We start from the raw sequence: 20,875 nt of genomic DNA on the forward strand, positions 1-20,875 counted from the left end.
AAGGCTTTTCGGCAGTGGATTGGTTTGTGATACGGCCATGTGGGTCACAGGCTGTGCAGATACATGAGCGATTTAGTGCGCGCTTTCAGATTCGCCCTCCATGCCGCTTCCTCGGGCATATACACCGGATACCGTTTGACACGCAGTCGCTCGGCATCGACCCATACGTTGAGTAGGCGCTCGGCGAGGAAACCGAACAGGCGTTTGTTGTAGCTGTCGTATCCGTTGACGTCGACGCGGGCACGTGCCTCGTCCAGAATGTCGAAAAGCCATGTCATATAGTCATCGAACCGGTCCGAGGACATGACGAACATGTTGTAGCAGCTCAGGTCATGGCGGTGCATGAGCGCATCGAAGGCAGGAAGGAAAACCGGTGTCCGTTCATGCACAATCGCACGCACCGTCTTCAGGTCATCGATGTTGTGGAATTGGGCGAATTGGGCACCTATCGTCTTCGTCAAGACCCAAGGTTCCGGAAGCACGATGTCGTACTGTTCCAGATCCTTCGAAAACCAATCGGCGGGCACGATGCGTTTTTTGTGGTGATCGGTGTAGAAGTAACGGCGGTAATGCACGAATCCCACGTTGCCGTCATCGATATGCGCATTCTTCCACACCCAATACTGCGCCGTCAGCTCACAGAACTCAGGGTTGAGCGTCGAGATGTTGTCCCCAGTGTCATCGCGTACCGCGATCGAGGCATTGTTGGCCGCTGCACCGGCGAGTATCGGCGTGTAGCCCGGAAGATCGGGAGCATCAAAATCCTTGTGGGAGACGATATACATGTGGGTGGGCATCGTATGCAACATCGGTTTCACCTCATGCACGTCTCAATGCGCGCCGGGCATCGAGTGTCCCTTTGCGGTTTCCCGCATACCGGAATATGCAATCAACGAAGAACCAGCCCATGTCGACGATTTTGCCCTGCTTGAGAAGCCCGAGCATCGTGTGTTTCACGAGGGCGAACCCTTCCCCGGTGATGGGCGCATCGCCGAGGATATCGCGGTGCTTTTCCATTTCCACACCTTGGATGTAGTTGCGTTTGAATTGTTGATTCCATGTGAAATTATGCGAATGGACGACTTCTGCTTCCGCCTCATATACGACGTACCATCCGGCGTGCAGCAGACGGGCGGCGATGAACATATCCTCATTCGTCAGCACCGGATCTTCGAATCCGCCGACCTGCTGATAGGCGGTACGGCGGTATGCGGCGCATACATCCGAAGCACGGAACGCTCGTATACCCATCCGCTCGATGTCCTGCGGCTTAACGGTGAAGGACTGCGGACCGTAGGTATAGTTGCGCACGAGGCTTTCGGCAGCGTGGGCATCCGCTCTCGGTATCTGACGCCCGTAGACAAGCCCAACATGCTCATTGCGGAAGGGGTCCAGAATGGATGCGATGTACTCGGAATCCTTCGGGAGCGCGTCCTGCGTGAGAAACAATACGAACTCGCCCGTGCTTTCACGCAGCGCCATGTCCCTCGTGCCGCCATGGTTGAAATCCTTGCGGTCAATGACGATAAGACGTACATGAGGATGTCTGCGGACAACATCGCGCGTATCGTCATCAGAAGAGGAGTCGACGACGATGATCTCATCCGGCACCCTGCTCTGATGCTCCAAACAGGTCAGCAGGTCGTCAATCATCGTTCCCGCGTTCAATGTGGGAATGATGACCGAAACGTTTGTCTGCGGCATTATGGATTCCTTTCGGGAGCACGGGGCACCGTCCACATACGCTGTAAACTGCCCTGCCAGCGGTTATCACCCAGTGTACTCAACCGTGCCTGATCGCGAGCAACCACATGGTCCGGTATACCGGCCGATCTGATGGTGTCCCACCGGCAGCGATGTCGAATGCACATCGTAGCACAACAGTATCCATACCACATGGAAGACCATCGCCACGGTTCCACCTACCATGCACCCTCAAGCAAAGCGCCGTACACCGTACCATGCACCGGTACAGCCCCTAGATTCTTATAGGAGAACTTGTATGCATAGGTATCTGCCGGGAGCGTAACCGACGGTTCGGCGAGCTTATCCGCCAAATACAACCGGTGAATGTTGTTCTCCGGCACTACGTCTATCATCGTCTTCACTTGCGGGATATGTGTATAGGCCGCGGACAGCATCACATCGATCATGAAATAGTCGGGGATCCTGTCGGCATGCGCATACATCGTGACGAACGCTTGGTACATGTACGAGAACAGCGGATTCCCTTTCGCGCCACCCATGAAATACCCTGTCCAATTGCGCGTTGGTGCCGTCTCATGGTTCGGGATCGAATAGAACGGATACTGTGCGATGTCCGGAGAAAGATCGGCGGTCAGATAGATCGTCGCATCCATCCACATGCCGCCATATTCGTGGAGCAATGCGAAACGGATGATATCGGACAACGTCGTGATTGTGATCTTGCCATTGCGCAGTTTGTCCATGATCGATGCATCAAGCGTCACATAGCGCGCGAGCGTGTCCTTCGTGATGATATGCACAGGACGCCCATTGGCATGTCGCCGTATGCTGTCGATGCACGCACGGACGATCGGCGGTTCCGTCCCGTTGAGGCCTTGCCACCACATGACCCAGATGGGACCGTCATTGGGCAATGAACACGTCTCCAAAGCCGCCGCATCGAAAGGGATGTCCTTCATGAAGCTGTTCCAGGACGTGTCGACGAGTTTCGCGTAATACGCAGCCGCATCGCGATGGGTCAGATGGTGGAACAGGCTTGTCACGCCCATCCGCGGCCCGCACAAGCGAGCCGCGCTGCCGACGTACTGCAGGTTCTTCCTGATTTTCCCCATCATCGCAGACAGTCCCTCCGCATACTTCCGGTAGACGATGGACTCAGTCGCGTTTGAACAGGTCTCGCGTGTAGACCTTGTCCGTCACATCTTTGAGCTCGTCGTTCCAGCGGTTCGCGACGATGACGGTCGCCTCGCCCTTGAACGCATCAAGGTCATGCGTGACGGGGCTTCCGAAGAACTCCTTGTCATCGAGCGTCGGTTCGTAGACGACGACCGGAACGCCCTTCGCCTTGATGCGCTTCATGATGCCCTGGATGCTCGACTGGCGGAAGTTGTCCGAACCGGATTTCATCGTCAGGCGGTAGATGCCGACGACCGGCTTCTCGGCGTCTTCAATCTTCGACAGGATCTGCTCGGCGATGAAGTCCTTGCGCGTGCCGTTGGACGCGACGATCGCCTCGATGAGGTTCTGCGGCACATCAGCATAGTTCGCGAGCAGCTGCTTCGAATCCTTCGGCAGGCAATAGCCGCCATAGCCGAACGACGGGTTGTTGTAATGGCCGCCGATGCGCGGATCAAGGCAGACGCCGCGGATGATCTCGGCGGTATTGAGGCCGCGCGATTCCGCATAGGTGTCGAGCTCGTTGAAATACGCGACGCGCAACGCGAGGAACGTGTTGGCGAACAGTTTGATCGCCTCCGCCTCCGTCGTGCCGCAGATGAGTTCGGGGATGCCCGTCGTGCCATCGGCGTTCACGCGCGCATGTTCCTCGGGTGCAGCGCCCTGGGCGAGCAGGTCCGCGAAGGTGTGCGCGGCGTCGACGGCCGCGGCGTCATCCATCGGAGCACCCACGACGATGCGTGACGGGTGCAGGTTGTCATAGAGCGCATGGCCTTCGCGCAGGAACTCCGGGGAGAAGATGATCTTGGCGTCGCCGGTCTTCTCACGCAGTTGCGCGGTGTAGCCGACCGGAATCGTCGACTTGATGACAATCCAGCAATCCGGGTCGTATTCGCGAATCGCCTTGATTGCGGCCTCGACGCTCGACGTATCGAAGTAGTTCTTTTTCGAATCGTAGTTCGTCGGCGTCGCGACAACGGCGTAATCGGCTCCCGTATAGGCGACGGCCGGATTAATCGTCGCCTGGAAATCAAGATTCATCGTGCCGTCACGTTTGCCGTCGAGGAACCATGTGATCTCGGTGTCCACAATCGGACTCGTGCACTCGTTGAGCATCGCGACCTTCTCAGGCACAATGTCGAGCGCGTGCACCTCATTGTGCTGCGCAAGCAGCAATGCGACGGACAATCCCACATAGCCGGTGCCGGCGACTGCGATCTTCATCAGTGTTCTCGATTCTTCTTGACTTGGGTGGATGAGGTTGGGTTATAGGAAACAGTTGGTATCAGTACGCACCGCTCGGATGAAGCACGGTGCCGATCGTGCGCATGATGTAGACGACGTCTCCGAGGACGCTCCAATCCTGCACATAGCTCACGTCGAGCTGGCGACTTTCCTCTTCGTTCAGGTCATTGCGACCGGAGACCTGCCACGGTCCGGTAATACCCGGCTTGACGAGCAGACGCGTCGCATAGACCTGATCGTATTCGGCGACCTCGAACGAGCGCTGCGGGCGTGGCCCGACGACACTCATCGACCCCATGAACACGTCGACGAACTGCGGAAGCTCGTCAAGGCTTGTCTTTCGGATGAAGTTGCCGACCTTGGTGATGCGCGGGTCATGCTTGAGCTTGTACCGTGCGCCCATCTCCTGTCCGTTCGCCTCAAGCACTTCCTTGAGGTGCTTGTCTGCGTCGACGCGCATCGAACGGAACTTATGGATATAGAACGGTTTGCCGTGCAGGCCGATGCGCTCCTGCTTGTAGAACACAGGACCGCCATCTTCGATCTTGATTGCGAGTGCAACGGCGAGCATGATTGGCGACGAGACGATGATCGCGATCGATGAGACGACGAGGTCGAACACGCGCTTCTTGATGCGCGACGCCGGCGTGTATTGCGGCAGGCTGATCGTCATGATGCTCATGCCTTGGATGTTGCGCAATTGCGTCGCATGCTCGGCGATGTCCAACGCCGATGTGATCAACGCGATCTCGAGGTTGAACGCCTCCATCTGTACGGCGAATGTGCTCAGATTGTCGGAGAAGCGGTCGAGTACATCGGTCACCATGACGGTCTGCGCGCCGGTCTGCGCGATGCGCGCGGCGAGATCGTCCCCGTAGGTGATCGGTTGGATGAAATCACCCCAAGCCTCCTCGACCTCGGTGTTCAGCAGGTTCCTGTCGGGGTCGGCTTCGATGAGGCCGGTCTGTGGATTCACACGGATCGGGCATACGCGCACAGGCTTGTAATTGAGTTGCTTGCGCTGGTTGAGGAATTTGAGGATCTGCCCGATGCCTTCCGGGGAACCGACGATGACGGTCGGATAGGAGTATTCACCTTTGCGGTGGCGTACGGTGAGGAAGCGGCGCGCGATGAAACGCACAATCATTTCGACGCCCCAGACACACAGACATGTCACGGTGACGTCGGCGAGCGAGATGTTCGTCTGCATGACATAGTTGAACGCACAAATGCCGATCCATGCGATGCATGCGGCTTTGAACAGCAGGACGTTGAGTTGGTAGCCATCGGCGAACACGTGGCGGTGGTAGACGCCGGCGACACGTGCGCAGAACACCCACAGGACCGCGCACACAGCCGCATACAGGTATGCGTTGATCGGCACGTTCCATTGCAGACGTGTTGTGAAGACGTGCATCTCCTTATACAACGCCATGACGCCCAACCCCACGCAGAAGAACACGAGGGCGTCGAACACCATGAGCGCAAGATTCATGACGAAGCGCCATTGCAGCACTTTGGCGGATTGCCGATCCACTTTCTCGGCAAGCTGCGCGTCACTCTGCACCTGACTCATGTCTCTCCTCTTCAGCCGACGTTCCGTACGATGCGTCCACGGCATTGCATCGACACGCGGAACATCACCCCGTTCCGCACATACGAAACTTCATCATAACTCGCACCCTGTTCAATATCGCAGCCGTGACCTTCCGTCCACGCGGGCATGCGGTTGCGCCGCAGGCATGAGCGTTTCTCGAACAGTGAAGCGGGGATGGGCTTCTGTCTAATATTGAGACAAGGTGTCTCGACTACGCCGAATATCCATGCATCCACGCAGGTCACATGCGACGGCGAGGAATGCGCCCCTGTGCGCCAGATGTACGCCGCCGACGCATGGCGCCGCACAACCATGGATGCCGATTCGAAGGAGGCCATCATGGCAGAACACACGGAATACGTCGCGAATGGGGACGACGACGCGATCGACGAGACGACGGTCACCGTACCGAACGAGGAAGACGAAATCCAGACGGGCGAAATCGACGCCGTGGCCGCGCAGGACGACGATGACGCCGATGTGGAGGACGCAGCCATCGAGGATGACGAACTCCATCAGTTCGAACGCCGCATCGATGAGATCCTCGCGACCGGCGAACTCGATGAGACATTGCGCGTCATCGACGAGGAAGGCGTCGCGCAGGTGCTTCCGGTGCTCGACAGCGAACCGATCTCGCATCTGCTTGACGGCATCGAGGAGATCGGCGGCCGCGCGAATGTCTTCGTGCGCACCGCGGACGGCATCGCCGTGCTCAACGTCGCCGAATACAGCCCACAGCATCAGAACGACTCCCGCTCCGCCGATGACACGCCGACGGGAGAGACACCTGTCGTGGACACGACCGAAACCGCGGAAGCAGAACCAACTCAGGGCTGAACTGCGTCACGCGCCCCACCCACCCATCAAGAACCCAGGAACGCATGGCACAAGACGAACAACATGAGCATCCACAGGACAAGCGGACCGGCAATGGGGCCGTTCCGGCCATCAAGGCGGGGCGCCCCTACACGCGCGAAGTACACCATGAGCCAGAACCGCCCGCCGTCCACCATCGCGGGATTGCCGGATTGTCCGTCATGCTCACGCGCGACAAGGCATACCGCAACGGGCATCTGACACGCCCCGCGTTCATTTCGCTCGCGATTCTGACGTTCATCACGTTCGTCGGCAATTTCACGCAATTGCAGCTGAGCGCCGCATTGCCGACGCTCGTCGATGATTTTGACATCTCGGTCACGCTCGGCCAATGGATGACGTCGATCTTCCAGCTGACGATGGGCGTCATGGTGCCGCTCACCGCATATCTGACGAGACGATTCTCGACGCGGCAGATCGTCATCGCCTCGATGGTCGTGTTCACGGTCGGCTCGGTGCTCGCATGGCTCAGCCCGACATTCCCGCTCGCATTGTTCGGGCGTTTCCTCGAAGCGATCGGCACCGGCGTCATGTGGCCGGTCCTGCAGATCACCGTGTTCTCGATCTTCCCGCTCGACCGCCGTGGCATGGCGATGGGCGTCGTCGGCATGGCGATGGCCGTCGCACCGGCGATAGGCCCGACGCTCGGTGGCGTGCAGACCGATATGAACGGGTGGAGGTCGATCTTCCTGACGCTCACCGTCATCGGCTGCATCTCGATTCTGCTCGCGGTCTTCGGATTGCATAACTTCGGCGAATCGGACAAGACCGCGCACGCCGACTTCTCCTCGGTGGGGCTTTCCATCATCGGTTTCGGCGGCCTGATGTTCGGCTTCACGAACGTCCAGGCCTATCCGTTCACCGCACCAGTCGTGTGGCTGCCGATGGTCGTCGGCCTCGCCGGCATCGTGTGGTTCGTCCTGAGACAGTTCCGCAATGAGAAGCGGTTCAAGGCCGGCAAGACGAACCGTCCCGCATTGCTTGACCTGTCGGTGCTGCGCAACGCGCACTTCTCCGTCGGCACGATTATCGCATCATTGAGCTTCTTCGCGTTCAGCTCGCTCGTCGTGCTCATTCCGCTCTACATCCAGAACTGCCGTGACTATTCGGCCACGATAAGCGGCCTTGTCATGCTGCCGGGAGCGATCGCGCAGGCGATCGCCCAGTTCTTCGGCGGCCGTGCGCTTGACCGCTTCGGAGCGCGCCCTGTCGCGATGGTCGGCACAATCCTGTTGTGCCTGGGCACGACGATGATGAGCCTGATCGGCATGGGCACATGGATCTGGTACATCTCGATATGCCAGTTCATACGCCAGATTGGCATGGGTTTCGTCATGATGCCGGTCACGACATGGTCGCTCAATTGCCTCAAACCCGCCGAGGTCTCAGCTGGTTCAGCGGTCACGAACACGGTGCGGCAGATCGCCGGCGCCATCGGCTCCCCCGTCATGATCCTCACGATGTATGTAATCGCCGCAGCCCAGATGAATGCCGGACATTCGGGCATCGAAGCGAATGTCATCGGCATCGAATGGGCGCTGCGCATCAGCGCGATCATCAACTTCATCATGATCCTGCTGGTCGTCTTCGGCGTCAAAGGCGAGGATGCCGGTTCGACGCGCGACGCCGTGCGTCGTGCGCTCCGCCACGAAAAGGCCGAAGAAGCGAAGGAAGCGGCAGCTGTCTCCACGCAAACCGATGATGGCGCCACATCGAACATTCAGGCCGATGAATGACCCCCGGCCTTGCAGCATCAGTGTTTGGATGAAGCAGCAGTGGAATCTGGCAGAATGAACTTCTCAAGGAACCAACTGCGGGGCACTCCCATGATCCAGATGGCCAAACGCTCATACCAGAGACCGGGATGGCGGTCGACGGTGACTTTGAAGAGTCCACGGCGAACGAAATCGAGGAGCGTGCATACGGCATAGATCCCAAGGAGCATGCCTATGATGCGCAATGACGAAAACGATTCCTGCTGGATGCGGTCCGCATTGAACCATTGCTCCCACAGCAGCCTGCGAATGGGACCGTATTCGGTGATGAGGTAGACGGCGAGCGCCGATTTCGCGACGAAATTGACCGCACGATTATGCCAATGCCACCGTTCGAACAGCAAAAAGACGCCAACACCGATCAACGTCGATGGCAATGAGACCGTGGTGAGAATCTGGCAGCTCACGTCCCTGCCGTGTTGGGCGAGCCAGTACGTGAACACATAGTAGGGAACCGCGATGAGGAAACTCACCACTACTACCAATACGAGCGTGCGGGTGCGGGCTTTTCGGAAATAGAGTTTGTAGCATGAGACGAGCACGAAGAGGTAGAGGAATGTGAGTGGGGTGTCCCACACATATTTCGTCATCGTCTGCGGATTCATGATGCTTGTCGGGATGAGGCTTGCGACGCCGAAAACCAGCAGCAGCAACAAACAGAGCATGATGTGCTTGCGCTTGCCGAGCCGAATGAGTCCTTGTTGGAGGAACGGCAGCATGATGAGGAAGAGCACGTAGCAGGTGATATACCACCACAACACGAAGGTTACGGGCATCAGACAACGAATACCTGCCGAGACGAGCTGGACCGTGCCATTTCCAACCGCATCCGAATTGAGTTTGAGTGAAATGAAGAAGCAGCACAACGCCCAGAAAATGAGTTCCCGCTCCAGGATCCACACACGTTTGAGGCTGGCGTGCACCGTTTGGTTTCTGTCGATGAAATACCACGACGAGATGGTGAAGAAGATGATGACGCCAATCTTACCGCTGTTACGTAGGAAGAACAGGAATGCGTAATCGAAGGGGTTATGGGCGGCACGTTCGATATTCGTGAAATTATGCGTCAGGAAGTGATGGGAGATGATCAAAATCATCGAGAACATGCGCAGCAATTCGACACTGGAGTTGCGCATTGGCTTGGCCGATGCGCTCGTGCTTGTAGTGATGGTCATGGTCACAGTCTAAATAACACAGTTGATAATAATTGGCCGCATATGCAAGTTCCCCTCCCCTTTACGCCTTTCCCATCGCCGTGAGCACGATGAGCACGAGGTTGAGCAGGACGATGACCGCGCAGACGATGAGGCAGATGATGTGCTTGACGGTGCCATCGGCGTATTTGCCCATAATCTCACGATCATGCGTGTACCTCATGAGCGGGATGATCGCGAACGGGATGCCGATTGACAGTACGACCTGGCCGACGATGAGCGCCTCGGTCGGGTTGCTCGCGAACGCGAGCACGATGAGCGCGGGCACAAGCGTCACGATGCGGCATGCCCACATCGGCGCCTTCACCCGCAGCAGCCCCTTCATGATCTCCGAGCCCGCGTAGGTGCCGACGGACGTGGAGGACAACGACGACGCAAGCAGTCCGATCGAGAATATCGTGCCGATGCCCGGTCCGAGCACATGCGCGATCGCATGCTGCGCGCCTTCGATCGTGTCGGTGCCGCCCATGCCATAGAGCGAATTCGCCGCGATGACGAGCAACGCGATGTTCACCGTCCCGGCGATCGCGAGCGCCCAGACGACGTCGATGCGGCTGCCGTGCATCATCTCGGGCACGCCAGGCCTGTCTGTGCCTTTGCCGAAATGGTCGTTGACGAGCGTCGAATGCAGATAGATCGCATGCGGCATGACCGTCGCGCCGAGCATCGACGCCGCCATGAGCACCGAGGCGCCATCGGAGAACCGCGGGATGAGGCCTTCAGCCACTTCAAGCGGATTCGGCGGGTCGAGGAAAAGCCCAGCGATGAATCCGAACGTGATGACAAGCAAAAGACCGATGACGAGCCGTTCGAAGACCTTGTGCGTTTCACCGCCTTGAAAGAACAACAGCAATGTGGATACGGCGCCGATGATGCATCCACCAAGCAGCATTGGGATGCCGAAGAGCAGGTTGAGCGCGATCGCACCGCCGATGACCTCCGCGAGGTCGGTCGCGATCGCGATCACTTCCGCCTGCATGAAGAACATGAAGCGTCCCGCCGCCCCCATCCGTTCACCAAGGATCTGCGGCAGGCTTTTGCCGGTCACGATGCCGAGTTTCGCCGCCTGGTATTGGATGAGCACGCTCATGCAGTTCGCGACGACGAGCACCCAGACGAGCATGTACCCGTATTTCGCACCCGAGGTGAGGTTCGCGGCGACGTTGCCAGGGTCCACATAGGCGACCGCGGCGACGAACGCCGGTCCGAGCATGCTTGCGAGCGCATGCGCGGCCTTCTCCGGTTTTCCTTCGTCTTTGCGTTCGATCGCGATGTCCTGTCGGGCTTCCGCGTCGAGCGCGACCGTGTCGATATCCACCGGTTCCACAGCGTCCGTGCCTTTCGCGGCCGCCTTGGGCCGCTGTGTTCCGCCGTCTCGCCGTGCCATCTTCCGCTCCCTTGTCCGCCGTGTCCTATCCAGCATTCCTAGAAGCCCAGTATGACGAATTGACGTATGTTCGCGGCCCGCTCAATCAGCGTGTCCGGCAGGTCATCGTTCCGGTATCGCCTGTCCGGGACAGCCATGCAATACGGCGAGCATCGCACGCTTCTCCTGTGATGTGACGCTCAGTCCATATTTGTCTTTCACACCGATTTGCCGTGCGACGTATTCGCAACGGTATGCGCCGTTCGTCGGCAACCAGTACGCCGCCGACGCCGACGATTTCTCCTGGTTCGCCGCGCCGTCCACGGCGATGAGGTTGAACATGTCGTTGCCGAATTGGTAGCGTTTCCTCGCGTCCCATGTGTTCGCGCCCGACTGCCACGCGTTCTGCAATGCGACGACGTGGTCGATCTGCACGGCCGCGCTCGTGTCCTTGCCCCGTTGGAAATGAATTTCCGTTCCCGTGTACGGATCTTCGAGGATGCCTGATTTGACTTTGCAGCCACCGCGTTTCGTATAGGTCACGTTCGTCAGGTCGCGCGCGAGCACGTCGTCGCGTACGTCGCAGCCGTTGCCGTCGGTGTCCGTCTGTCGATAGCCGAATTTCTCGCGGTCGTAGCCTTTCGTTGATGGATGGTCATCGACGGTGAGTTTCGCGAGCGTCTCCGCGGCCGTTCCGGTCGCCTGGTACCGACCGGTGAGTTCGGCGAGTTTCGGGCTGATACGCGGCAGCAGCACACCGATTGTGACACCGATGACGATGACGATCACGAGCAGGATGAGGATCCGCTCGAACAGGCCCGCGCTGTTGATGTAGTTGCGGCCGAAATGCTTGGAGCGTCTGCGTGTCATGTCTGTACGTCTACGCGTTCTTCACCGCAAAATCAAATCGTCGGCGATGTCATTGTTGTGCTGCGGCAAGTGCGTCGATGCGTTCGCGGAAGCGCGGCCAATCGGTGCGCATCGCCGTGAGCAGACGGTGGTTGGGGACATCATCGATATCGACCCATTCGATTTCCATACTCTCGTCATCGTTCGCTTTCGGTCGCACCGTGTGTCCCGGTTTCTCGAACGCGAACACGGTCGTATACGACCACGGCCCATGATCCTCACAATACGAACCAACGACCTCGATGTCCTCCGGCGTGATGTTCGCCTCTTCGTTGGCCTCACGCAGCGCGCCTTCAAGCGTCGACTCGCCGTCCGCGATCGCGCCGCCGGGAATGCCCCACGTGCCGCCTTCGGCGCTCCATTCGGCGCGGTGCTGCATGACAATGTCGGTGACCTTGCCAGTTGCCGCGTCGCGGCGCGCGAGCAGCACGCCGGCGGCGCCATTGAGACCCCAATGCCTGCGACCGCATGCGCATTCAATCCAACCGTCGCCCGGCTGGTGCACGTTCGTCTTCGGAGCCTTCGACGAGGATTGCGGGAACCGCTCATCACGCGTCACATTCCACAGGTCGGTCCATTCGATGCCCATGCGTTCGACGAGCTCACGTGCGAGCGGCAGGCTCAGGCCGATGATGCCGCTCGGCGCACCGGTTATCGAATCGATGAACGCGCCGCCAAGCCCGTCCAAGGTAAACGAACCGGCCACTTCAAGCGGCTCCCCCGAAGCGATGTAGCGGTCGATCATCGGCTCGCTGAACTCGCAGAACGTGAGCGTCGCCATGCTCGCCGCCGTCTCAACGCGTCCGGTCGCGAAATCAATGAGCGTATGCCCGGTCCACAGTTCGCCCGTCGCGCCGCTCATCTTCTGCAAACGCTCGCGCGCGACCGCCTCGGTATGCGGTTTGCCATACGCGTGGCCGTCGAGCAGGAACATCGAATCGCACCCGAGGATGAGCGGACCGACCTTGCGGTCGGCGAGACCGCCGGTCGTGTCGATCGGTTCGCATTCGGTGGGGATGTCGACGCCGGAGAAATCGCGTGTCTGCGCTGAAGCGATGGCTTCGGCCGTATATTCGGCGGCCGGCGACCCCGCGTCGACCACCGTCTGCTCCGAGGCCACTTCGAGCGGACGGCCGATGACGCGTTCACCTGTGGCCTCCGAGGCCGTGCGCACAACGTTGCAGTAGATCTCATAGACGGCCATCGCCTTCGCACGGGACAACGTGCACACCTTGTCGGCGATCGGCAACTCGTCCACGCTCACGCCCTCCTCCCGCGCCCTGCGTTCAAGCACGGCGTCCTCATCGACATGCGACACGCGGATCGTCGGGCAGATGCCTGCGTTGAACAGCACATCGCGGCGCGGCTGGGATTTGGAGGCAAGAATCAACGGAATGCTCATGGTTCCACCATACTGCAAGGCCCTGCGCAAGAGGTTGCCCGACCACCCTGCCGTTTATCTGTCTTACATTGCAATATGCGCATGTGTTTTACGTCATGGTAGTCGATATGGACCAGCAAAATGGATACAGAGAGAAGTATTAATGGAGGGATATCCATGACCGAAAACATGGTCGTCGCAAAAGCACGACATGCATCGACAACGCATACGAGACGCAATTCAAGCATTGAATTATTGCGCATCATCGCGATGGTGATGATATTGTCGCATCACTTCGTCTTGCACAATGGAAGCCGTCTATCAGCTTTTCCGTTGGCACCTGCCCGGGAAGTATTCTCCTTCTTCTTCCTCAATGGCGGTAAAATAGGCGTTGTCATATTCTTCTCCATCTCCACATGGTTCCTCATCAGCTCGGAGCAGTCCATCAAGAAGAATTTCACACACATATGGCTCATGGAACGCGAACTGTTGTTCTGGAGCCTCACATTGCTCATGGTGTTTGTATGCATCCGTCGGTCACCGTTATCCCCTGTAACCACACTGTCCAGTTTCCTTCCTGTCATCACCAACCTGTGGTGGTATGCGACCGCATATGTCATGTTCCTCGCCGTGCTGCCGTTCCTGCAATATGCGCTGCGGACCATGGGACGCAAGCGCCACTGCCAATTAGCGCTGATGCTCCTGCTGGCCCTCGGACCGCTGAGTATGCTCCCACTGTCCATATTCAGCCTTTTCACCATCAACGTGTTCGGGTTCATCTATATCTTCATTGTGTTGTCCTGTTACAAGCTATACCTGAAAAAACTCAACAACAAACAGTTGTGGATCATCCTCGTCGCGGGTCTGGCAATCGGTGTTCTCGGTTATCTTGTGAAATATGGTGCCATGCTATGCACCAGCGGGACTATGCGGACCGCCATCAGTGACAAATACACACCGTTCATCGATTTCTCGCTCCCCGCGCTCATGATTGGTATCCCGATGTTCCTGCTCTTCAACCACATGCACTTTTACAATAAACCAATCAACTTCATCGCAAAGTCAGCATTTGCGGTGTATCTTATCTCAGAGTATCCAGCCATGCGCAATTGGCTGTGGATTAATGTATTTGATTTGAAAACCATATATTACAAGCCGTTCATGCCGCTGTATGTCATCGGCATATTGCTCGCCGTGTATGCAGGTTGCACGTTGTGCGACTTTATACGTCGCGGGCTGTTCGCTCTCACTGTGGACCGGCATCCGGGACGTTGGTTCGACGCACTTTGGAACAAGGTGGCCCACTGGTCCTGGGTCCAGTCGCTGCCGAAACTCATGAACGATTACCCCACTGAGACCAAGGCACTCAATTCCTTGGAATAAGGGTTTCGTACCACACGCGGCGTTCCCGGCTGCACATATCCACCGATCCGCTCCACGGAGTTCATATATCGCCACTTCGACCCCACGGCCGATATATGAACTCCGCCTCTTTCCCACCCTCCACCAATACTCACATTTTTCACCACATCACCTCCAGAAACTTACAGCCCCAATCAATATCAACCATTTCCACCCATATACCGTGGGCACTTGCTCTCCGATACCATCTTGCTGAATTCACAAAATCCTCATACACTCCCAACTCCGATATATGACCTCGCACACGCCCGCACACTCACTTCCTCCTGCGCGCATCGGCGATGCGCGCATAGGTGAGTCGCGCAATATGCGGCTGTTCACCCGTCCGCGATGCGATGACGCACATGATGCGCATCGCGAGCCTATCCACCGCATCCTCGGAATTCAGATCATCCTGTGTCACTTCGAACACCTGCCATCCCAACGCCGCCAACGCACCATGCTTGTCGCGATCCCTCCGATACTGCCGATAGTCCGAACGATGCTGATCCCCTTGATATCAAGCCCCACCCGATATTTCTCTAACGCGAGATCCAACGTATGCTCGACACCTGTGTCATACGCCGAACCGAACACTGTGCAATTAATGGAGAATCCACGAATCCCCCTCAATTCCAACCGCACCCGTAACTCGGTCTCCTTGACCGATGCACTTCCGGGTTGTGCGATTGCGAGCGCAAGCTGGCACCGGCTTTTGCCATGGAATCGATATTCGCGCACGAACGCAGCCAATTCCTCAAGCGTCGCCAATCCATACCGTTCCATCGACTCCGCGATTTAGATGAGTTGCAGTTTCGTCGCCTCCCGCGCGACCGACGCCCACGCCGCCGCAGGCTTCAGGCATTGCACGCCATTCGCCAACAGCTGCACGCAGGAATCATCAAGTGCTTTCCGCACATGCATGCGCACGCCTTGCACGGCACGCCGATCCTTGTCAGCGCGCACGACGACATCCAAGCAATCATCCCGTTGCGGACGTGGCGGATCATCCCATGTGCCGCCCGGCGCCTTCAGATCCTCTGGTGCTTCCACCCCTAACAGCCGCAGTGCCGTCGTGCCGCTGTACACATACGCGGTTCCGCCGTGCATGCACTTTCGCATCATCGACGACGTGCGCTCCCGCAGATTCGCCTTGAGCAACGGATATGGGTTGTTTCTGGATTCCACACGTCCATACCGCCGAATCGGTTCTCTCCGTTCATCATCCACAGGTATCGCATCCCACGCATCCTCTGTGAACTCCTCACTCGCCCCGAACGTTGTCATCCCCATCGCGTTGCTCTCCTATGTCCTACGAATACACATAACGGCTCACCACCATATATTCGTGGTTTCTGATGCCGCAATCTCCCCCACTACCACTGTGGAAATGTGGATTCCCACCATTTCCACTCCCCATGATGTCCCCATGATGTGCACAATGTTGTGGATATATCAGCGTGCGTGCTCCAACATGCAATATGTGGCGCGAGGGTACTTTTCCTGTCTCCTCACAAATCGGATTTCGATCCATATTCCAGATATATGAGTTCGCGGAGATGTCTTGGAGACACCACACATATCACCAATCACCCCAATGCGCACATTTCCAACCAAATCAACCCCTCGACCAACCAGTTTGAATCAAATCAGATCACATCCTCACGCACCATCACCACCACTGCATCCGTGGCGCTTCACAAATCCTTCCACATCTCTGCAATCCCGATTTATGACCCCACACAGACCAAGAGATACATACCAGCACAGAGGCGCCACAGAGCACACACATACAATGCAACCGCTGCCGCATCCACAAGGATGCAGCAGCCGGTCGCCACCTAACGAGGCACCGAAAAGAACGCACCTCACCGGAGGGGAATCCAACGGAATGAAGCTTCAAGTGCGCGCCACAAGATTTCCGAAGTGAACCGATTCCCGATTCAGCACTATCAATATACCGTTGGGGAGCATCTCACACAAACTGCAGTCCCATACGAATACAATTCAGAATCTGTCGCGCATATCCGCGGGGATGTACTCCATCAACTCATTCCTCGTCAATGTGAAGGCCTCCGCAGGTATTGGTTGCACATCAGATTGACCAAATGCCTGTGCACACAACCGCACGAGTTCATCACCGTCAACCAGTTGCACGCCAACTTGATTTGCGTAGGCAATAGCGTCACGCGAGAACCCACTTGTCGTGATCACCATCATGCCCTGTGCCATCACCGTCGAATTTGCGCCCTGCAGTTTCTGAATGATGGGACGCCCCACACGATGGGTGGGTTCATAACATTTGCACTCTGCGATATAGCTGATGCCTTGAGGATTCACCATCCTGAGGTCATATCCCCCATCCCGCACAGGAGGTGTCACTTCCGCATGCCAACCCAGCTTTCGGAACAGATCGGCGCAGAATGGCTCAAAATCGGTAGGTTGATTCTTGAATTGCGCCACGATGTTGGCGACACTGGTAGCTGTACGCTGCGCATTCACCTGCTCCATAACCGCTTGACGCTTTTTTCGCTCCACTCGGCAGTACCCAACCGCATGTCCTTGTGCACGCAACGCCAGCGCGGTTTGATACATCACGAACGGATTCTTACTGCTTAATTCCCATGTCCCAATATCAATCAATGATTTTTGGTAGCAGATGGATGTGTTGTTGGTACGCTGGTCACGCGTACCATCGCGCTTGGCCGCTTTCCAATATGGAAATCGCAATGTCAAAGTCCCTATCGGATCCCCGTCTCCGCGATAACGCGCAATGCGCACACCACGTGGAACAGTAACGTCGTATTGTTTATTGAATTTGCTGCGTAATATTTTTTGATGGATGATATCCACCAACCACACTACCAATGCGAGCACAGCGATGGCACCAACCACCAAAACACAGTATTTCCAAATGCTGTCAAGCTGCATGCTCTCTGCTGGCATAGTCATCATCACCCGTTTTCTCTTCGAGCATCATTCCAATACTCGTGCCGTACTGTTGCCACCAATCAGACTATGTCTTTCTCTTCCAACCTCTCTCTCATCCGCCCACCTACTGAACATGGCACGTGTATTCCACACATTCGTGTGGTATCTGTCGTAGAGGTCGCGCGCGAGCACCATTGATCCGCCCACGCGCGTCCGGGAAGGTTCCGATGTCGTCGCCTGCGCAATCCGCGTGGGCACGCGCATGCCTGGCGCAACCACCAACCGCATATCCGAAAAACCCAAGAAGGTCTCCATGGAAGCCAACCGCAACGAACTGAACAAGAATCTCGCCCAGATGCTCAAGGGCGGCGTCATCATGGACGTCACGACGCCCGAGCAGGCGCGCATCGCCGAGGATGCGGGCGCGTGCGCCGTCATGGCGCTCGAGCGTATCCCTGCTGACATCCGCGCGGCCGGTGGTGTGAGCCGTATGAGTGATCCCGCGATGATCAAAGGCATCCAGGAGGCCGTTTCGATTCCGGTCATGGCGAAGGTGCGCATCGGGCATATCGCCGAGGCGCGCATTTTGCAGGCGATCGAGATCGATTACATCGACGAGTCCGAGGTCCTCTCCCCCGCCGATGACGTCTACCACATCGACAAGAACGAGTTCGCCGTCCCGTTCGTGTGCGGCGCGAAGAACCTCGGCGAAGCGCTGCGCCGCATCGAGGAGGGTGCCTCGATGATTCGCACGAAGGGCGAGCCGGGTACCGGTGACGTCATTCAGGCCGTGCGCCATATGCGCACGATGAACAAGCAGATCCGTGAGCTCGTCTCGCTGCGCGACGACGAGGTGTACGAGGCGGCGAAACAGCTCGCTGTGCCGTTCGAGCTCGCGAAGTTCGTGCATGACAACGGCCGTCTTCCGGTCGTCAATTTCGCCGCAGGCGGTGTCGCGACACCCGCCGACGCCGCGCTGATGATGGAGCTCGGCGCGGAAGGCGTGTTCGTCGGCTCGGGCATCTTCAAATCCGGCGATCCCGCGAAGCGCGCCGCCGCGATCGTCCAGGCGACCGCGAACTGGCAGGATGCGGACCTCCTCGCCCGCCTGTCCGAGAACCTCGGTGAGGCGATGGTCGGCATCAACGAGGAGGAGATCGACATCATCATGGCCCAGCGCGGCGAGTGACGGACACGGGCGGAACCGATGGTTGTTGACGTTTCCTATATTTCGAAAGAGCATTCCGACGGTGTCGATGCCGTGACGCATGGCGTCGCCGGCATCCTCGCCGTCCAGGGTGCGTTCGCCGAGCACGCCGCGATGCTCGACCGTCTCGGCGCGCCGTGGAAGCTGCTGCGCGCGGCCGAGGACTTCGATGATGCGATTGACCGCATCATCCTGCCCGGCGGCGAAAGCACGACGCAGGGCAAGCTGCTGCGTTCCACGGGCCTGTTCGAGCCGATTGCCGCGCATATCGCAGACGGTAAGCCGGTATTCGGCACATGCGCGGGCATGATCCTGCTCGCCGAGCGCCTCGACAATGATCCGAACGTCTACTTCGGCGCACTCGACGCGACCGTCCGCCGCAACGCGTACGGCCGCCAACTGGGTTCGTTCTCGACGACCGAGGATATCACGACATTCGGCGCTGACGGCGTACCAAGCGGTACAATTTCTGATTTCCCGCTCGTGTTCATCCGCGGTCCGTTCGTCGCCGAAGTCGGCCCACGCGCGCATGTCATGTGCAAGACGAACAGCAACGTGGTAGCCATCCAGCAGGGCAGGATTCTGGCGACAGCATTCCACCCGGAAATAACGTCAGATACAATGATGCACAAGTTCTTTCTAACTCTATAATATGTTGCCTTCGGCGTTATACTCTGTGTATCAATGACAACAATCCCCTGAGTTACAACAATTACATCCATTATTGAGTGAAGTTGTTAGTAACGCAAGAAGGAGAGAAAGGCAATGTGAGATGACATCTGCACGACCAAAAGTTAAAACAATACCAAAACACGCAACGCAACGCAATTCCAGCATTGAGTTACTCCGCATCATGGCCATGTTCATGATCATCTCATCCCATTATGTGGCACCAATGTTCATTTTCAACCACAATCTTCCGCCCTTTTCTCTCAAATCGTATTTCTTCCTAATCGTTGGATCTCTCGGAAAGATTGGCGTAATTATTTTCTTCTCCATTTCAGCATGGTATCTTTGCATGGAGAAACAACCATCGACACGCAAAGCACTCAAGCGATCATGGCTTCTTGAGCGCGAGGTACTTTTCTACTCGTTAGGACTAGTAATTGTTTTTCATTTTTTAGGTCGTCAGTACCTAAGTCTATCCATTATTCTTGAATCTATATTCCCCACCGCTACCGCAACAATATGGTGGTACGTCACAGCATACATCATCTTTCTCTTACTTAGCCCATCCATCACACGAGGATTACACGCAATCGGCAAGCGTGCCCATTTATCACTTTGTATAATCATATTGATTGGATGGGGACTGATTGCAGGTATCTTACCCCTAGGAATTCTCGAAAGCCGAGCAAACGATTTCACGAATTTTCTGTTTATCTATGTTCTCATCTCCTTCTACCGCTGGTATTTTGATGATTGCAGTACCAGAGCCGCATGGACCATGCTTATTGCTGGCGTTTCGATGCTCATACTGTCAATCGGAGCAATCCAAATCGCAGGAACCGTATTGCATAACACTTCTATACGTAATAACTCTATATATCTTGCAGAAAGTTGTATCAAATTCCCTATATTATTGATAGGATTTGGTACTATCGTGTTGTGTGAGAAGAAATTCTTTGTAAACAAAATTATTAATACCATTGCCACAACTACTCTCGGCATCTATCTCGTTCACGATTATCCGGCAGTAATCAAAATGATCTGGCAATCAAGAATTGGTATAGAGAATGTCTACGATAATCGATATATGATTGCAGTATTCTTTGCTGCCATTCTGGGTATTTTTACCATTTGCAGTATTATAGATTTCATTCGACAAGGATTATTCCGAATTACGGTAGATCGCCATAAAGGACGCTGTTTTGAAATGTTTTGTCAGTTTGTTACATCTCAGCAATGGGCTCAACACATCTATAATACGATAATGACAAAGCCTCTACCCCGAGATGCCCTCATTCCAGGCAAAGAGCTCGCCAATCAAGCGGATGAACCAATCCCCCAGCAATGATTCGATGTATTGACGATATTGAGATGCGAGTATCTTGCGATATAGGTCATAACGTGTTGATTATGGTATGTGT

Annotated in this window: 19 protein-coding genes; 6 read left to right on the forward strand and 13 right to left on the reverse strand. The window is 56.6% G+C overall.

Annotated elements, in window-relative coordinates; all coding sequences use genetic code 11:
• Positions 1 to 44: 44 nt before the first annotated feature.
• From B1526_RS00830 to B1526_RS00850, 5 genes are all read right to left on the reverse strand, one after another.
• On the reverse strand, positions 45 to 797 hold the full coding sequence (locus B1526_RS00830) for a DUF4422 domain-containing protein (RefSeq protein ID WP_235606962.1): 753 nt from the start codon (positions 795 to 797) through the stop codon (positions 45 to 47).
• Positions 798 to 819: 22 nt separating this feature from the next.
• Complete coding sequence (locus tag B1526_RS00835) at positions 820 to 1,704, reverse strand: glycosyltransferase family 2 protein (RefSeq protein WP_095614239.1); 885 nt, start codon at positions 1,702 to 1,704, stop codon at positions 820 to 822.
• A 218-nt stretch (positions 1,705 to 1,922) separates the two neighbouring features.
• Positions 1,923 to 2,822 (reverse strand): capsular polysaccharide synthesis protein, encoded by a 900-nt coding sequence (locus B1526_RS00840; protein ID WP_095614240.1) that lies wholly within the window; start codon positions 2,820 to 2,822, stop codon positions 1,923 to 1,925.
• 40 nt (positions 2,823 to 2,862) lie between these two features.
• Positions 2,863 to 4,107 carry a nucleotide sugar dehydrogenase gene (locus B1526_RS00845; protein ID WP_095614241.1) on the reverse strand — a complete coding sequence of 415 codons (1,245 nt, stop codon included), beginning with the start codon at positions 4,105 to 4,107 and terminating at the stop codon, positions 2,863 to 2,865.
• Positions 4,108 to 4,168: 61 nt separating this feature from the next.
• The gene (locus B1526_RS00850) at positions 4,169 to 5,704 is read right to left on the reverse strand and encodes a sugar transferase (protein ID WP_095614242.1); all 1,536 of its coding nucleotides are present in this window, start codon (positions 5,702 to 5,704) and stop codon (positions 4,169 to 4,171) included.
• A 360-nt stretch (positions 5,705 to 6,064) separates the two neighbouring features.
• Between B1526_RS00850 and B1526_RS00855 the strand changes: the two genes are divergently transcribed.
• The gene (locus B1526_RS00855; protein ID WP_133088390.1) at positions 6,065 to 6,562 is read left to right on the forward strand and encodes a hypothetical protein; all 498 of its coding nucleotides are present in this window, start codon (positions 6,065 to 6,067) and stop codon (positions 6,560 to 6,562) included.
• Positions 6,563 to 6,606: 44 nt separating this feature from the next.
• Complete coding sequence (locus B1526_RS00860) at positions 6,607 to 8,337, forward strand: MDR family MFS transporter (protein WP_095614244.1); 1,731 nt, start codon at positions 6,607 to 6,609, stop codon at positions 8,335 to 8,337.
• Between the two features lie 17 nt (positions 8,338 to 8,354).
• On the opposite strand, the gene B1526_RS00865 is transcribed toward B1526_RS00860, so the two are convergent.
• The 4 genes from B1526_RS00865 to B1526_RS00880 all read right to left on the reverse strand — a co-directional run bounded on the left by B1526_RS00865 (position 8,355) and on the right by B1526_RS00880 (position 13,267).
• Positions 8,355 to 9,551 (reverse strand): acyltransferase family protein, encoded by a 1,197-nt coding sequence (locus B1526_RS00865; protein ID WP_095614245.1) that lies wholly within the window; start codon positions 9,549 to 9,551, stop codon positions 8,355 to 8,357.
• 61 nt (positions 9,552 to 9,612) lie between these two features.
• A complete protein-coding gene (locus B1526_RS00870) occupies positions 9,613 to 10,977 on the reverse strand; it encodes an Nramp family divalent metal transporter (RefSeq protein WP_095614246.1) in 1,365 nt (454 codons plus the stop codon).
• Between the two features lie 102 nt (positions 10,978 to 11,079).
• Positions 11,080 to 11,826: an HNH endonuclease family protein gene (locus B1526_RS00875; protein ID WP_095614247.1), complete on the reverse strand. Its 747-nt coding sequence runs from the start codon at positions 11,824 to 11,826 to the stop codon at positions 11,080 to 11,082.
• Between the two features lie 49 nt (positions 11,827 to 11,875).
• The gene (locus tag B1526_RS00880; RefSeq protein ID WP_095614248.1) at positions 11,876 to 13,267 is read right to left on the reverse strand and encodes a Maf family nucleotide pyrophosphatase; all 1,392 of its coding nucleotides are present in this window, start codon (positions 13,265 to 13,267) and stop codon (positions 11,876 to 11,878) included.
• A gap of 156 nt (positions 13,268 to 13,423) precedes the next feature.
• On the opposite strand from B1526_RS00880, the gene B1526_RS00885 reads away from it, so the two are divergent.
• Positions 13,424 to 14,629 (forward strand): acyltransferase family protein, encoded by a 1,206-nt coding sequence (locus B1526_RS00885; protein ID WP_157908655.1) that lies wholly within the window; start codon positions 13,424 to 13,426, stop codon positions 14,627 to 14,629.
• A 295-nt stretch (positions 14,630 to 14,924) separates the two neighbouring features.
• Here the strand turns inward: B1526_RS00885 and B1526_RS09040 are convergent, their stop codons facing one another.
• The 4 genes from B1526_RS09040 to B1526_RS00900 all read right to left on the reverse strand — a co-directional run bounded on the left by B1526_RS09040 (position 14,925) and on the right by B1526_RS00900 (position 17,593).
• Positions 14,925 to 15,071, reverse strand: a complete 147-nt coding sequence (locus B1526_RS09040; protein ID WP_157908656.1) for a hypothetical protein — start codon at positions 15,069 to 15,071, stop codon at positions 14,925 to 14,927.
• Entirely contained in the window at positions 15,068 to 15,433 is a 366-nt protein-coding gene (locus B1526_RS00890; RefSeq protein WP_133088392.1) for a hypothetical protein, read from the reverse strand. The genes B1526_RS09040 and B1526_RS00890 overlap by 4 nt, the downstream gene beginning before the upstream one ends.
• Positions 15,434 to 15,445: 12 nt before the next feature.
• Complete coding sequence (locus B1526_RS00895; protein ID WP_133088395.1) at positions 15,446 to 15,940, reverse strand: hypothetical protein; 495 nt, start codon at positions 15,938 to 15,940, stop codon at positions 15,446 to 15,448.
• Between the two features lie 714 nt (positions 15,941 to 16,654).
• Positions 16,655 to 17,593 carry a restriction endonuclease gene (locus B1526_RS00900; RefSeq protein ID WP_157908657.1) on the reverse strand — a complete coding sequence of 313 codons (939 nt, stop codon included), beginning with the start codon at positions 17,591 to 17,593 and terminating at the stop codon, positions 16,655 to 16,657.
• A gap of 298 nt (positions 17,594 to 17,891) precedes the next feature.
• On the opposite strand from B1526_RS00900, the gene pdxS reads away from it, so the two are divergent.
• The 3 genes from pdxS (at position 17,892) to B1526_RS00915 (ending at position 20,802) form a co-directional block, all read left to right on the forward strand.
• A complete protein-coding gene (gene pdxS / locus B1526_RS00905) occupies positions 17,892 to 18,767 on the forward strand; it encodes a pyridoxal 5'-phosphate synthase lyase subunit PdxS (protein ID WP_095614253.1) in 876 nt (291 codons plus the stop codon).
• Between the two features lie 18 nt (positions 18,768 to 18,785).
• Positions 18,786 to 19,436, forward strand: a complete 651-nt coding sequence (gene pdxT, locus B1526_RS00910; RefSeq protein WP_095614254.1) for a pyridoxal 5'-phosphate synthase glutaminase subunit PdxT — start codon at positions 18,786 to 18,788, stop codon at positions 19,434 to 19,436.
• Positions 19,437 to 19,557: 121 nt separating this feature from the next.
• On the forward strand, positions 19,558 to 20,802 hold the full coding sequence (locus B1526_RS00915; protein WP_095614255.1) for an acyltransferase family protein: 1,245 nt from the start codon (positions 19,558 to 19,560) through the stop codon (positions 20,800 to 20,802).
• Positions 20,803 to 20,875 lie beyond the last annotated feature (73 nt).

Origin of the sequence: Bifidobacterium criceti (assembly GCF_002286935.1) — a bacterium.
GTDB lineage: Bacteria > Actinomycetota > Actinomycetes > Actinomycetales > Bifidobacteriaceae > Bifidobacterium > Bifidobacterium criceti.

What these genes read in the sequence shown, in the direction of transcription:
- B1526_RS00830 (WP_235606962.1), bottom strand. Translation starts at nt 797, where the DNA reads ATGCCCACCCACATGTATATCGTCTCCCACAAGGATTTTGATGCTCCC.
- B1526_RS00835 (WP_095614239.1), bottom strand. Translation starts at nt 1,704, where the DNA reads ATGCCGCAGACAAACGTTTCGGTCATCATTCCCACATTGAACGCGGGA.
- B1526_RS00840 (WP_095614240.1), bottom strand. Translation starts at nt 2,822, where the DNA reads ATGATGGGGAAAATCAGGAAGAACCTGCAGTACGTCGGCAGCGCGGCT.
- B1526_RS00845 (WP_095614241.1), bottom strand. Translation starts at nt 4,107, where the DNA reads ATGAAGATCGCAGTCGCCGGCACCGGCTATGTGGGATTGTCCGTCGCA.
- B1526_RS00850 (WP_095614242.1), bottom strand. Translation starts at nt 5,704, where the DNA reads ATGAGTCAGGTGCAGAGTGACGCGCAGCTTGCCGAGAAAGTGGATCGG.
- B1526_RS00855 (WP_133088390.1), top strand. Translation starts at nt 6,065, where the DNA reads ATGGCAGAACACACGGAATACGTCGCGAATGGGGACGACGACGCGATC.
- B1526_RS00860 (WP_095614244.1), top strand. Translation starts at nt 6,607, where the DNA reads ATGGCACAAGACGAACAACATGAGCATCCACAGGACAAGCGGACCGGC.
- B1526_RS00865 (WP_095614245.1), bottom strand. Translation starts at nt 9,551, where the DNA reads ATGACCATCACTACAAGCACGAGCGCATCGGCCAAGCCAATGCGCAAC.
- B1526_RS00870 (WP_095614246.1), bottom strand. Translation starts at nt 10,977, where the DNA reads ATGGCACGGCGAGACGGCGGAACACAGCGGCCCAAGGCGGCCGCGAAA.
- B1526_RS00875 (WP_095614247.1), bottom strand. Translation starts at nt 11,826, where the DNA reads ATGACACGCAGACGCTCCAAGCATTTCGGCCGCAACTACATCAACAGC.
- B1526_RS00880 (WP_095614248.1), bottom strand. Translation starts at nt 13,267, where the DNA reads ATGAGCATTCCGTTGATTCTTGCCTCCAAATCCCAGCCGCGCCGCGAT.
- B1526_RS00885 (WP_157908655.1), top strand. Translation starts at nt 13,424, where the DNA reads ATGACCGAAAACATGGTCGTCGCAAAAGCACGACATGCATCGACAACG.
- B1526_RS00890 (WP_133088392.1), bottom strand. Translation starts at nt 15,433, where the DNA reads ATGGAACGGTATGGATTGGCGACGCTTGAGGAATTGGCTGCGTTCGTG.
- B1526_RS00895 (WP_133088395.1), bottom strand. Translation starts at nt 15,940, where the DNA reads ATGGGGATGACAACGTTCGGGGCGAGTGAGGAGTTCACAGAGGATGCG.
- B1526_RS00900 (WP_157908657.1), bottom strand. Translation starts at nt 17,593, where the DNA reads ATGCCAGCAGAGAGCATGCAGCTTGACAGCATTTGGAAATACTGTGTT.
- pdxS (WP_095614253.1), top strand. Translation starts at nt 17,892, where the DNA reads ATGGAAGCCAACCGCAACGAACTGAACAAGAATCTCGCCCAGATGCTC.
- pdxT (WP_095614254.1), top strand. Translation starts at nt 18,786, where the DNA reads ATGGTTGTTGACGTTTCCTATATTTCGAAAGAGCATTCCGACGGTGTC.
- B1526_RS00915 (WP_095614255.1), top strand. Translation starts at nt 19,558, where the DNA reads ATGACATCTGCACGACCAAAAGTTAAAACAATACCAAAACACGCAACG.